General features: G+C 71.2%; 12 protein-coding genes. 8 read left to right on the top strand and 4 right to left on the bottom strand.

The window, feature by feature from the left end; translation table 11 throughout:
- Window positions 1-667: 667 nt before the first annotated feature.
- Window positions 668-2,164, top strand: coding sequence for a DUF4246 domain-containing protein (locus tag QIS96_RS24155; RefSeq protein WP_282544821.1), 1,497 nt, complete (start codon window positions 668-670; stop codon window positions 2,162-2,164).
- Between the two features lie 146 nt (window positions 2,165-2,310).
- Here QIS96_RS24155 and QIS96_RS24160 read toward each other — a convergent pair whose 3' ends face one another.
- Window positions 2,311-2,823: a DinB family protein gene (locus QIS96_RS24160; protein WP_282544822.1), complete on the bottom strand. Its 513-nt coding sequence runs from the start codon at window positions 2,821-2,823 to the stop codon at window positions 2,311-2,313.
- A 241-nt stretch (window positions 2,824-3,064) separates the two neighbouring features.
- Here QIS96_RS24160 and QIS96_RS24165 point away from each other — a divergent pair, with 241 nt between their 5' ends.
- From QIS96_RS24165 to QIS96_RS24195, 7 genes are all read left to right on the top strand, one after another.
- Entirely contained in the window at window positions 3,065-3,853 is a 789-nt protein-coding gene (locus QIS96_RS24165) for a class I SAM-dependent methyltransferase (RefSeq protein ID WP_282544823.1), read from the top strand.
- Between the two features lie 101 nt (window positions 3,854-3,954).
- Window positions 3,955-4,581 (top strand): hypothetical protein, encoded by a 627-nt coding sequence (locus QIS96_RS24170; protein ID WP_282544824.1) that lies wholly within the window; start codon window positions 3,955-3,957, stop codon window positions 4,579-4,581.
- Between the two features lie 96 nt (window positions 4,582-4,677).
- A complete protein-coding gene (locus tag QIS96_RS24175; protein ID WP_282544825.1) occupies window positions 4,678-5,406 on the top strand; it encodes a DUF2625 domain-containing protein in 729 nt (242 codons plus the stop codon).
- 232 nt (window positions 5,407-5,638) lie between these two features.
- Window positions 5,639-6,481, top strand: coding sequence for a PIG-L family deacetylase (locus tag QIS96_RS24180; protein WP_282544826.1), 843 nt, complete (start codon window positions 5,639-5,641; stop codon window positions 6,479-6,481).
- Window positions 6,482-6,615: 134 nt separating this feature from the next.
- Window positions 6,616-7,131: a GTP-binding protein gene (locus tag QIS96_RS24185; protein ID WP_282544827.1), complete on the top strand. Its 516-nt coding sequence runs from the start codon at window positions 6,616-6,618 to the stop codon at window positions 7,129-7,131.
- A 152-nt stretch (window positions 7,132-7,283) separates the two neighbouring features.
- Complete coding sequence (locus tag QIS96_RS24190) at window positions 7,284-7,868, top strand: DinB family protein (protein ID WP_282544828.1); 585 nt, start codon at window positions 7,284-7,286, stop codon at window positions 7,866-7,868.
- Between the two features lie 245 nt (window positions 7,869-8,113).
- Complete coding sequence (locus QIS96_RS24195; RefSeq protein ID WP_282544829.1) at window positions 8,114-8,977, top strand: 3-hydroxybutyryl-CoA dehydrogenase; 864 nt, start codon at window positions 8,114-8,116, stop codon at window positions 8,975-8,977.
- A 178-nt stretch (window positions 8,978-9,155) separates the two neighbouring features.
- Here the strand turns inward: QIS96_RS24195 and QIS96_RS24200 are convergent, their stop codons facing one another.
- From QIS96_RS24200 to QIS96_RS24210, 3 genes are all read right to left on the bottom strand, one after another.
- Window positions 9,156-10,160, bottom strand: coding sequence for a LysR family transcriptional regulator (locus tag QIS96_RS24200; protein ID WP_282544830.1), 1,005 nt, complete (start codon window positions 10,158-10,160; stop codon window positions 9,156-9,158).
- 83 nt (window positions 10,161-10,243) lie between these two features.
- The gene (locus tag QIS96_RS24205) at window positions 10,244-11,485 is read right to left on the bottom strand and encodes an acyl-CoA dehydrogenase family protein (RefSeq protein ID WP_282544831.1); all 1,242 of its coding nucleotides are present in this window, start codon (window positions 11,483-11,485) and stop codon (window positions 10,244-10,246) included.
- Window positions 11,486-11,616: 131 nt separating this feature from the next.
- A complete protein-coding gene (locus QIS96_RS24210) occupies window positions 11,617-12,831 on the bottom strand; it encodes a CaiB/BaiF CoA transferase family protein (RefSeq protein ID WP_282544832.1) in 1,215 nt (404 codons plus the stop codon).
- Window positions 12,832-12,849: the final 18 nt, after the last annotated feature.

A 12,849-nucleotide genomic window follows, 5' to 3' on the forward strand; every position in this document is an offset into this window, starting at 1 on the left:
ATCCTCGGGCGACTATTCCGACGATCGTCGTACGATTCGAAACCTTGACCTTTTCATTACACGGTTCAGGGTGCAGGCACCAGAGGCCGCCAACTTCCGGGCGTACGGGGCGAATTCGGACCGGCGGCGGCCGCTGGACGGCTCAGCGGCCGGAGGTGTGCATCGGGCCACGTCGGGGGTGGCGCTTCTGGTCGGCTGCGCTTGGGACTGCGGGCAGCTTCAGGCAGCTACGGCCGGCTCAGTAGCGGAGGGGGCGGCCTGAAGGGGACCGCAGGTCCAGCGGCCGGGGTCGGCGCGGTGGCTCGGGCCGGCGGGTGACCCGTATCCGCTGCATCGCGCTCACCTCCTGCCGAGGCCCGGCCTCGGCTTCTCCCGAGGCACGGCCTCGGACCGGCGACCGGTCTCGTCCTCCCACGGTGCCCCCGTCCGCGCGGTCCGCCCCAGTGCCGAGGGGGTCAGGGGTCCTGGGCCGGTCGGCCCGTGGGGCGGCGGGCCCGACCGGCCCCGGTGGCGGTCCCGTCCGCCCCTACCCTCGGCCGCGGTCCCGTCCGCCCCTCCCCCGGCCGCGGTCCTGCGCTCGCCCGGCGTGCGACGGCTTGGAGGGGGCACTGTCAGTGCCCTCCAGTAGCCTTCGGGCATCACGTAACACCTGGAAGGACCAAGAGAGTTGACTGAGCTCGCCGCGTTCCCCCTGCCCTTCGCCGAATCCTTCTCGACGCCGACGGCGCCGCCCAGGACCCGGCGCGAGCTGGAGATGATCCGGTGCAGCGCCGCCATACGGTCGAAGCCGGACTGGTTCGCGAAGATGCGGGACCCGGAGATCGTCGCCCGGTGGACGCGGGAAGCGGCCGAGCAGGGCATGACCGAGGCGCAGATCCGCTATGTGCTCGCCGAGCTGGCGCACTACGCGGAGTTGCGGGACGGGCGTACGGGCATCGAGGTGTCGGCCGTGGACGGCGTGTGGCAGTCGGACGCGCTGGTCGACGACGCGCTCAGGTCCCGCCTGCGCGAGGCGGTCCGGGTCCTCGAGGACGTCCCGGAGGCGGAGCAGGACTGGCATCCGGGCTCCGACGGCCAGGTCCTGGACCTGGTGCACCCCTCGCTGTTCTGCAACGTGCGCGAGGTGAGCGGCGGGCCCGAGCGGGCCTGGCAGAACCCGGCGGGGACGGACTGGACCAAGTACCAGTTCTCGAACAAGTTCCAGTGGCTGCCCACGGACGTCGAGGTCGACGCCGACGGCGGCGTGTCCTTCCTCTCGTACGTGAACAACGTCCACCCCGTGGAGCACCGCGAACTGGCCGCCGTGCTCCCGGAGTTGCTGGGCCGGGTGCTGCCGCTGTTCGAGAACGTGCTGACCGATCTGCGCCACCCGCGGCCGCTGCGGATCGAGGCGGACCCGTACTCCTGGTACGACGAGGACGCCGAGCCGTCCTGGCCCGAGGGCGACGACGAGGAGGAGCAAGCCGCGTACGAGGACGCGATGGACAAGTGGTACGACAACCGCCGCCCGACCGTCCCGGACGCCCCGGAGTTCAGCGCACCCGAGGCGCCCGACGACACCGCCCGGGTCGACCTGCGCGGCCGACGCCTGCAGGTCATAGCGAAGCTCGCCACCATTCAACTCACCCCGGACAAGCCCGAGTACGCGGGCGGCTCCTGGCATGTGGAGGGGATGCTGAACGAGCGGATCGTCTCGACCGCCCTCTACTACTGGGACAGCGAGAACATCACCGAGAGCCGGCTGGGCTTCCGGGCCGCGCTCGACGACCCGCGCTACGAGCAGAACGACGACACGGGCGTGAGCGAGGTGTACGGCCTGGAGGACGAGGACCCGCTGAACCAGGTCCTCGGTTCGGCGGCGACGCCGGCGGGCCGCTGCCTGGCGTTCCCGAACGTCCTGCAGCACCGCGTCAGCCCGTTCCGGCTCGCCGACCCGGCCCGGCCGGGGCACCGCAAGATCCTGGCGTTCTTCCTGGTCGACCCGGAGCGGCGGATCGTCTCGACCTCCGACATACCGCCGCAGCAGCCGTGGGCCGACACCTCGACCATGACGCTGGAGCAGGCCCACGGATTCCGCGAACAGCTCATGCACGAACGCAAGTTCTTCGTCGACGAGCACAACGAGCAGCTCTACGAGCGGGAGTTCTCCCTCTGCGAGCACTGACCCCGGCGCACTGCCCGGCCCTCGCCCAACGCCCGTACACACAGGACCTGTTGACGTCCGACGAACCCGAGCCTGCCTCGACCGGCGCTCGACCCGCGCCCCCGAGGTCGTACGCGGAGCGAGCCCGGCCGGGAACGCGGCCCGCGCTACACGCCCGTAGCGCCGTCGATGCGTTCGCGGAGCAGGTCGGCGTGGCCGTTGTGGCGGGCGTACTCCTCGGTCATGTGGACGTAGATCCAGCGGAGGTTGACGTCCTGCTCCATGAAGCGGCCGGTGTCGGTCAGCGTGCGGTCGGCGCACAGCTCGCGGGCGCGGGCGACCTCCGCGCGCCAGGTGGCGAGGGCATCACTCAGGGCGGCGCCCTCGGCCACGTCGAAGCCGCCGTCGGGGCCGTCCGGGTCGGCCTGCGGGTCGAAGATGGGCGGCGCCTGCTCCCCGGCGAACACCCGCCGGAACCAGTTCCGCTCCACCTCCGCCATGTGCTGGACCAGGCCCGTCAGCGTGAAACCGGACGGCGGCACGGACGCGGTGGCGGCCTGCTCGTCGTTCAGCCCCTCGCACTTCATGGCCAGGGTGGCGCGGTGAAAGTCGAGCCAACTCTCCAGCGTCGTACGCTCGTCGGCGTTCAGGGGCGGCAGGGGCCGATCGATGGCACTCATCCGGCGATTATCGCCCGCGCCCGAGACGGTCGCCGGGCCAGGGTGATCTCCCGGCCGCCCGGCCGCCCTGCGGCTGTTCACATCGGCGAAGTGGTCCTCACCTCCGGAGTGCGCACGCCCGGCAGCCGAGATGGGCTGGATCCTCAACCCGCGGCGGGCCGGGCAGGGTTACGCCGTCGAGGCGGACGGGCCGTGCGGAGGCGTTCTTGTTCCGGCGTGTTCCCTGCCCGAGGATCGCCCCATGAGCCGTGCCCATGACGACGAGCGACTGGCCGGCGCCTACGAGCACGGCAACGAGATGCCCGAGGAGTCCCTGCGGGCCTGGGTCGCGCTGATCGCCTCGCATGTGCGGCGGCCGTCGCCGTCGATCGTCGAGATCGGAGCGGGAACGGGCGTCTTCTCCGCTGCGATGGCCCGTTGGATCAAGGGCAGTGAGGTCGTGGCCGTCGACGCATCCGAGGCGATGCTCGCCGAGGTCCGACGGCACCATCCGCACCCCGCGGTGCGGTACTTGCCCGGGGAGGCGGAGGCCCTCCCCACGGGCTCGGACGCCTTCGACCTGGCGTTGCTGTCCCGCGTGATCCACCACATCCCGGACCGCACGCGCGCGGCCCGCGAACTGGTCCGCGTGCTCCGCGTCGGCGGCAGAGCGCTCGTCCGCACCACGTTCCGCGAACGCCTCGACGCGGTGGTCTACGACCACTGGCCCCGGCTGCGGGCGGTCGACGAGCGGCGATTCCCGAGCGAGGAGGAGGTCGTCGCCGACTTCGCCTCCGCCGGGCTCACCCTGGAGACCGTCACCTCCTTCGCCCAGCCGGTGGCGGCGAACCTGCACGAGTACCACGCCCGCCTCACCGGCCGGCCGCAGTCGAAGTTCACGCACCTCACCGACGAGGAGTTCCACCGGGGCCTCGACCAGCTCGACGCCGCAGCCCGTGACGAGGCCCTGCACACGCCCCGCCCAGTCCTCGAACGCTACGACGTGGCCGTCTTCTCCCGACCGCTCTTCCGGCCGTTCTCCCGCCCTTGACGGCTGGCGCTTCCTTCGCCCAACTCGATTGTCAGACCCGGCGATTACTGTCTTCGGTAGTGGTCGCAGAGTGTCCGTCGAAGTCGGAGGAGTGCCGTCCCGTGAGTGCCGTGAGCCCTGGAAGCGTCGTACGTGACGCCTACTCCCCCGTGCCCGAGCTCAACCTGCTCAAGGAGTTCCTGGAGCGTTCCGGGGACCATCTCTCCGTCATCGGCTTCGAGTTGTTCGACTGGGACGACGACCTGGACTGGTTCTGCGGCGCCGCCCCCGACACGTATCTGGACCGCCTGATCCCCTTCGCGTACGCCACGTCCTCCGGGTCGTACTACGCGCTGTGGCGCTGCGACGACCGGCCGGACCTGGCTGCCCTGCCGGTCGTCTTCTTCGGCGACGAGGGCGACCTGTGCATCGAGGCCGGTGACCTGCGTGAGCTGTTCCAACTCCTCGGCGCCGACCCGGACCCGGAGGAACTCGACGACTACTTCGACCTGGACGCCCCGCAGGACCGCGCGGACCGGGAGCGGTTCGACGTGACGCTCGCGGAGTACCGGGAGTGGCTGCTGCGGGAGTTCGGGCTCGCGCCGCTCGACAGCCGGGACGCCGTCGACGAGCAGCGGGCCGACGCGTACGCGCTCCGGTTCGCCCACTGGATCGCCGAGTTCGCGGACGAGGGACTCCTCAACCATGCGACGCGCGCGCTCGGCGTGGACATATCCGCCGAGGGCTAGGCCGTCTCCTCCGGGTCGGGCCCCACCACCAGGAGAAGCGACGGCCGGTGCGAGGATGCGGGGAAGCGGGGATGCGAGGACGCGGGGGATGCAGGGATGCGCGAAGCCGATGAGTTGATCAACGTCGAGGACCCGGCCTGGCCGCTTCTGGTCCAGGAGCTGTCCGACACCGACGTGCCGGTCGAAGTGCTCCCCGGCGACGGCGAGTTGGGCCGTGCCGCCCTGCTGCAACTGCAGGTCTCCGCCCGGTCGAATCTGGGCGGTCTGGTCCTGAACTGCGGCGGCCTCCTCGTGGACGGCGGATGGTTGCGGATCTTCGGAAGTCCGAGCGGCGACCACCCCGAAGGGATACCGGGCCTGGCCGAGGTGAACGCGATGCCCGCGACGTTCGATCCGGCATGGGCACCGGATGCCGGCCTCGTGGTGGCGCACGACGTGCTGGGCGGGGTCTTCGCCGTCAACGGCGGCGCCCCCGGCGAGGCCGGACGCCCCGGCGGGCCGGGCGAGATCATCTACTTCGCCCCCGACACCCTCCGCTGGATCGCCCTCGGCGCCGGACACTCCGCCTGGCTGACCTGGATCTTCACCGGAGGCCTCCAGACGTTCTACGAGGACCTGCGCTGGGAGGGCTGGCACAGCGAGGCATCCGCCTTGGCTCCCCGACAGGGACTGTCGGTCTTCCCGCCCCTGTGGTCGGAGGAGGCCCGCCGGGACCTCCCGGCGACCAGCCGCCGCGCCGTGCCCATGGCGGAAATCCTGGGGCAGAGCCACGACGCGTGCCTGCGGTTCGACGGGGCCGATCCGGGGTTCCTCGGAGCACTGTGAATCGGCGGGACCACGCGGCGACACCCAAGCCCGGCAAGCCGATCCGCCGCACCGGGAACAGCCGGTCCTGCCCGGGAGGTTGCATCAGCCGAGGGGCCGGCGCCTCGCGTGGGAAAAGCGGACACCACCAGGTCGTACGCTCCACCGAGATCCGGGCCCCAGGGGCGCGGTACGCCCGCCGCGCACCCGGACCGAAACATATGACCGGTCGTATAACCGCAGGAGGACTTCCATGACCGACCGACCCTTGACGCTGATGGCCGTACACGCCCACCCCGACGATGAGGCGACCGGCACCGGAGGGGTCCTCGCGCGGTATGCGGCGGAAGGCATCCGTACGGTTCTCGTGACCTGTACCGACGGCGGCTGCGGTGACGGGCCGGGAGGGATCAAGCCGGGCGAGCCCGGCCACGACCCGGCGGCCGTCGCCCGGATGCGCCGGCAAGAACTCGAGGCGAGCTGCGAAGTCCTGAAGATCAGCGACCTGGAGCTCCTCGGCTACGCCGACTCCGGGATGATCGGCTGGCCCAGCAACGACGCCCCCGGATCCTTCTGGCAGACCCCCGTCGAGGAAGGCGCCGACCGGCTCGCGGAACTCATGCGGCACTACCGCCCCGATGTCGTCGTCACCTACGACGAGAACGGCTTCTACGGTCACCCCGACCACATCCAGGCCCACCGCATCACGATGGCGGCCCTGGAGAAGCTGGAGCAGACCGAGCTGACGCCGAAGGTGTACTGGACGACGATGCCCCGCTCGGGCATGCAGCGATTCGGCGAGCTCATGCGGGAGTTCAACCCGGACATGCCGGAGCCGGACCCCGCCGAGGCCGCCGCCATGGCCGAGATAGGGCTCCCCGACGACGAGATCACCACCTGGGTCGACACCACCCCGTACAGCGGTCAGAAGTTCGACGCGCTGGCCGCGCACGCCAGCCAGGGCGAGAACATCTTCTTCCTCAAGATGGGGCAGGAGCGGTTCGCCGAGCTGATGGGCACGGAGACCTTCGTACGGGTCAAGGACACCACCGGCGCTGCCATACCGGAGAACGACCTCTTCGCCGGACTGCGCTGATCCGTACGCCCGCACGCCCATACGCCCGCACGCACCGCCGTGCCGGGCGGGGCCGTAGCCTGCCCTGGCAACTGCACGGCGAAGGAAAGGGCAGTCCCATGTGGGGTTGGGGACGCAGAGGCGGAACAGGACCAGTGGTGCAGGCGGCGGTCGTCGGCTCCCAGGGGCACGGCAAGAGCACCGTGACCCAGGCGTTGAGGGAGCTGCTGCCCCAGGAATACCGGCAACCTCAGCTGCCGCCGGGGCAGTTCGCCACGGCACGCGGCCCGTACCAGCTGTACGACTGCGTCGATCCCGACGACTTCCGGTCCCGACTCGCCGTCGGCGCGGACCAGTTGGGCGGTGTGCTCCTCGTCGTCTCCGCCGACGAGGGGCCGATGCCCGAGACCCGCGAGTATCTGGCGGCGGCGCGAGAGGCGGGCGTTTCGCAGATCGCGGTGTTCCTCGGCAAGCTCGATCTGGTCGACGATCGGGACATCGAGCTCATCATCGAGCTCGAAATCCACGAACTGCTTGACGAGTTGGGCTTCGGCGACCAGTCCCCCGTGGTGCACGGATCCGCCCTGCAGGCGCTGCGGAACGGCAACTCACGCAAGGGCCGCCACGACGTGGTCCGCCTGGCACAGGCCCTGGACGGCCACTTCCGCTGAACACTGGATCCCTGAAACTGGATCGCTGAAGGCTGCGCCCTGGGGCCCTGAACTCTGAGACCGGACCGGCGAGACCTCCGCACCACCGCCAGGCGTTGCGGAGGCCCGTACGGATCTTGAGGCCACGAGCAGCCCATGACAGTCTCCTGCCGGTGATCGATGAATTCGCGAAACACCACCTGCACGGGAGACTGCGGCGGGACCGCGAGGCGCTGCTCTGGAAACTCGACGGCCTCTCCGAATACGACGCCCGCCGGCCTTTGACCGCGACCGGGACCAACCTCCTCGGCCTGGTCAAACACGTGGCCACCGTCGAGGCCAGATACCTCGGCGAAGTCTTCGACCGCCCTTCCCCGGAACCGCTGCCCCGGTGGCAGGACTCCGACGGCAGCGACCTGTGGGCGGCCGAGGACGAGACCCGCGAGCAGATCACCGCGTTCTACCGGCGTACGTGGGACCGCTCGGACGCGACGATCACCCAACTCCCCCTCGACACCCCCGGCCACGTGCCGTGGTGGCCGGAGCCTCGCCCCAACACGAACCTGTTCGCCGTCATGGCCCACGTCCTCGCCGAGACCGTCCGGCACACCGGGCACGCCGATATTCTCCGCGAGGGCATCGACGGCCGCACCGGGCTGCGCGCCGCACACGAGAGGGAGATCGACGAGGCAGCCCGCGCCGCCCACTTCGCGAAGGTCGAGCGGGCCGCGAGGGCGGCCGCACCGATCAAGGCTTGACGTGCCAGGTGGGAAATCTTCTCAACTCCGTGACCTGAATCTGACCGCCCCCTCCCGCCGGGGAAGCCCCCGTTTCCGGAAGTCCGCGCAATTCATCGGCTCTGGCTATATACGTGACACGGAATTCGCCCTTGTTCGGATTCCCGGCCGCCGATGAAATGGCTGCGGTGCGGTGGCCGTACGCGGTGATTCAGCGAAGCCGATCGCGCCAGCCGTCCCGAATGCGAGAAAGGACTGCCCGCGCGATGGGTGAGATCAGCACTGTAGGAGTCGTCGGCTGCGGCCTGATGGGCTCCGGGATCGCCGAGGTCTGCGCCCGCGCGGGCCTCGACGTTCTCGTCGGCGAGCTCGACGCCGAGGCCGCCAGGGCCGGAAAGGCCCGCGTCACCGCCTCCCTCGACCGGGGCGTCCGTAGCAGAAAGCTCTCCGCGGCCGACCGGGACACCGCCCTGGCACGGCTCGCCTTCACCGACGACCTGGCGGATTTCGCCGAACTCCCCCTGGTCGTCGAGGCCGTGGCCGAACGGCTCGACGTGAAGAGCGGCATCCTCACCGCCCTCGACAAGGTCCTCCTCGACCCGGACGCGATCATCGCCTCCAACACGTCCTCCATCCCCGTCATCGAACTCGCGGCGCTCACCGCACGCCCGGACCATGTCGTCGGCGTGCACTTCTTCAACCCGGTCCCGGTGCAGCAACTCGTGGAGATCGTCCCCACCCAGCTCACCGCCGACGACGTCGTCGAACGCGTCACCACGCTCGTCACCGACGGCCTGGGCAAGACCGCGATCCGCGCCCGCGACCGCTCCGGCTTCGTCGTCAACGCCCTTCTGGTCCCCTACCTGATCTCCACCGTCCGGATGCTGGAGTCCGGCTTCGCGTCCGCCGAGGACATCGACAAGGGCATGGTCCTTGGCTGCGCCCACCCCATGGGGCCGCTGCGCCTGCTCGACCTGATCGGTCTCGACACCGTCCAGGCCATCGCGGAGTCCATGTACGAGGAGTTCAAGGAGCCGTTGTACGCCCCGCCTCCGCTGCTGCGGCGCATGGTCGCCGCGGGCACGCTCGGCCGCAAGACCGGCCGGGGCTTCTACCGCTACGACGGCTGACGCCGACCATCGGCCACCGACTCCCGCCGCGCCGCCGGTCTCGTCGTCCTCGGTCTCGTCGTCCTCGGGATGGCCTGCAGCACCGTCGCGTTCCGGCGTGGGATGAGCAGTGAACGGGCGCACCGCACTCGCCTGGCAGCGGACCCTGCACGCCCGCCGGAAGTCGACCGGCCCTGGCTCAGGCGTCGTTGACCGGTCGCGGCTCGGTGCCGATCGGCCGGTGCACGTCGTCGTACGCGGCGTCCGCGGCGTCCAGGAGGCTCGCGCCCTCGGCCTGGCGGCGTTCGATGGCGGCGTACCAGCTGTCGAGGGTCGCCCTGCACCGGCGTACCACCTCCTCCGCCGCCGGGCTCAGGGCCGCGCGGCGGTGGACGATCCCGAACGGCGCCGACACCACCGGATCCGTCTCCACCACGACGGCCCCGAGCCTCCGCGCCTGCACCGCCATCCGCAGCGGCAGGAAGGCGTGCACGCCCCCGCCGAGCACGAGCGTGAGCTGGGCGTGCCGGTTGGGCATGCTCGCGATCAGCCTCGGTTCGACGCCGACGTCCCGCAGCGCGGAACCGACCCGGTCGTTCTCACGCTGGGCCGGTGCGCAGACCGTCAGGGGCAGCTCGCCGACGGCGTCGAGCGGCAGCCGTCCCCCCGCCGGGGCCGGAGACCCCGGCGGCATCACCAACAGCATGCGCTGCACGCCGAGTTCGACGAAGTCCAGGCCCTCCGTGGGGACCGGCAGGGTGGTGAAGCCGAGCTCGCACCGACCCGCTTCGACCTCGCCGCACAGCGCCCGGACCCCGGGGACCTCGGCGATGTCCAGGCGTACGTCCGGGTGCCGGGCCCGGAACGACGTGATCCAGGAGGCGACCGCGTCGCTGGACATCTCCGGCATCGTGCCGATCGACACGGAGCCGGCCTTCAGGGCACGGGCCCGGCTCATCGTGTCCCGCGCGGCCACGACGCCCTCCAGGATCGCCCGCGCCTTCGGGACCAGGAGCGTCCCCGCGGACGTCAGGACGAGGTTGCGCCGCGCGGCCCGGTGGAAAAGGGTCACGCCGAGCTCGCGCTCAAGGGACTGGACGGCCTGGGAGAGCGTGGGCTGGGAGACGTACAGGTGCTGCGCGGCCCGGTTCAGGCCCTCGTGCTCGACCACGGCCAGGAAGTACTCGAGTTGGCGCAGCTCCATCGTCTCTCCTCGGACACAGGCTCCCGGAACGCCCTGGTTCCGTCGCGGCTCGGCGGACCAGGCTCAACGTACGCGGACCGGGCTCAACGTACGCGGTAGCTGTCCGGAAGGACTCCCTCCGCGGCGACGGACTTGACCGTGGCACGGCCCAGGTTCCGCTCGTGGACCGCGGACGCGCCCTCGTAGATGCGCAGCGTCCGGACGTCGCGCCACATCCGGGGGACGGGGTGCGGGCCGACGATGCCCTCGCCGCCGAGGAGTTGCACGCAGCGGTCGGCGACCCGGCCGACCATCTCCGAGCAGTACAGCTTGGCCGCCGAGATGCGCTGCCGGGGCACGGCCCCGGTGTCGAAGGCACGCGCGGCGTCCAGGGCGAGGGCCCGCCCGGCCTCCAACTCGGCGTAGCAGCGGCCGAGTTCAGCCTGCACGACGCCGAGGTCGGCGAGCGGGGCGCCGAACTGACGGCGCCCGGTGACGTGCCGGGTGGTCTCCTCCAGCATCCGCGTCGCCTGTCCGACGCAGGTCGCGGCGACGTGGAGCCGGGCGTGGTTGATGCCGCGCATCGCCGCCTTGAGCCCGGTCCCCGGTGTGCCGCCGAGCAGCCGGTCCGCGGGCACGGCCACCGATTCGAGGTCGATCTCGGCGACGGGGCCCTCGGCGTGACCGTTCATCAGGTCCGGGATGCGGGTCGAGACGCCGGGCAAGGACGTGTCGACGATGAACGCGGAGATCTCAGCGGCTTCGGCGGCTTCGGCGCTGCCGTCGTCCGTACGCGCGAAGCCGCCGTCGTCCGTACGCGCGAACACGAGCAGGGTGTCCGCCCAGTGGGCGTTGGTGATGTAGCGCTTCATTCCGTCGATGACCCAGCCGTCCCCGGTGCGTCGGGCGACGGTCTGCACGTTGGTGGCATCGGAGCCGGCCTCCGGCTCGGTCAGCGCGAACGAGGTGACCCGCCGGCCGGCCGCCATCGCCAGCAGCATCTCGCGACGCTGCTCCTCCGTGCCGTGGTCGAGGATCGCCTGCGAGCAGAGCCCGATCACGGTCGAGAAACGGGAGCGGTAGACGCAGGACGCCCTGGTGAACTCGTACGTCAGGAGCACCTGTTGTTCCATGGTCCAGCCGAGCCCGCCGTAGGCCCGCGGGATCGAGATGCCGAACAGGCCGAGTTCGGCCATGCGCTGCACGAGCGCGTCCGGCACCTGCCCGGCGGCGACCATGTCCGGCTCGGCCGGGATGAGTTCGTCGTCGGTGAACGCGGCGATCGTACGCAGATACGTGTCGAAGTCGGTCGTCGCCAGGGCAGGGCGATCCGCCGTCACGGTCATGGGGTCTCCTCAGAGAGGTTGGTCTTGGTCGGAGGGCTTGGTCTTGGTCGCGGTCACGGTGTTTCTCGTGGTCGCGGGCGTAGTCGTAGCCGCGGTTGCGGTTGCGGTCGTGGTCGTCGTCGCGGGGACGGTCAGGGTCGCTTCGGCAGGGCGACGACGCCGTCGTCGACGAGCCGGTCGATCTCGTCCTCGCCGCGCCCCAGTTCGCGCAGCACGTCGCGGGTGTGGGCGCCGAGGCGGGGTGCGGCCGTGGTCCGGCCACGGGCGGTGCCGTCGACCCGGAAGGCGGTGCCCGGGGCGTCGAGTCCCGGCTCGTCGAGGGCGACGACCAGTCCGGACGCGGCCAGGTCGGCGTCCTTCACGAACTCGTCGAACGACCGCACCGAGCCGCAGACGATGCCGCGCGAGGCCAGCAGCGCGATGGCCTCGTCGCGGGTGAGCCGGCCGAGGACCGAGTCGAGTACCTGCTTGAGCGCCGCCCGGTTCGCGACCCTCGCCGCGTTGTCCACGAAGCGCGGGTCTGCCGTGAGCTCGGGCCGGCCGATCACCGAGCAGAGGTCGGCCCACTTGGCGGCGGTGTACGCGGAGATCACGACGGCGCCGTCGACGGTCCGCACGAGATCCGCGGCGGGGGCCACAGCGGGCTGGCCGTTGCCCGTCCGCCGGGGCGGCTGCCCGGAGAGGCGGTAGTCCGTCCACTGGGTGGCCTGGGCGGAGACGACCGCCTCCATCAGGGAGGTCTCGACCACGCCGCCCGCGCCGGTCCGCGCCCGCCGCAAGAGCGCGGCGAGCACCCCGGTGGCCAGGGCGTTCGCCGCCAGGACGTCGGCGACCGTGAAGCCCACGCGCTGCGGTTCGCCGTCGGCGTCGCCCGTGGTGTGCATGATCCCGAACTCGGCCTGGGCCGCGATGTCGAGGCCGGCCCGCCCCGCCGACGGACCTCGGCTGCCGAACCCGCTGACGAAGCCGTAGACGAGGTGGGGGTGGCGGACGCGCGTCTGCTCCGGCCCGATCCCGAGCCGCTCGGCGGAGCCGTTGCGGAAGTTGTGCAGCAGTACGTCCGACTCCGCGCACAGCTCGTCGAGGATGCGCAGCCCTTCGGGGCGCCGCAGGTCGATGGCGAGGCTGCGCTTGCCCCGGTTGTTGGCGTGCAGCATGGCGGCGCCGAAGGGGCCCACGGACCGTGCCTGATCGCCCGTGAGGCTCTCCACCTTGAGCACCTCCGCGCCCAGATCGGCGAGTTGCTGACCGGCGCCGGGGGCGGCGATGTACTGGCCGAGGTCGATCACCCGGACTCCGGTCAGCGGTCCTTCGGTCGCCGGCACCTCTGCCGGTGCGGTCGTCACTTCGGTCGTTTCCGTTGC

Source organism: Streptomyces cavernicola (assembly GCF_029968035.1).
GTDB classification, from domain to species: Bacteria; Actinomycetota; Actinomycetes; order Streptomycetales; family Streptomycetaceae; genus Streptomyces; species Streptomyces cavernicola.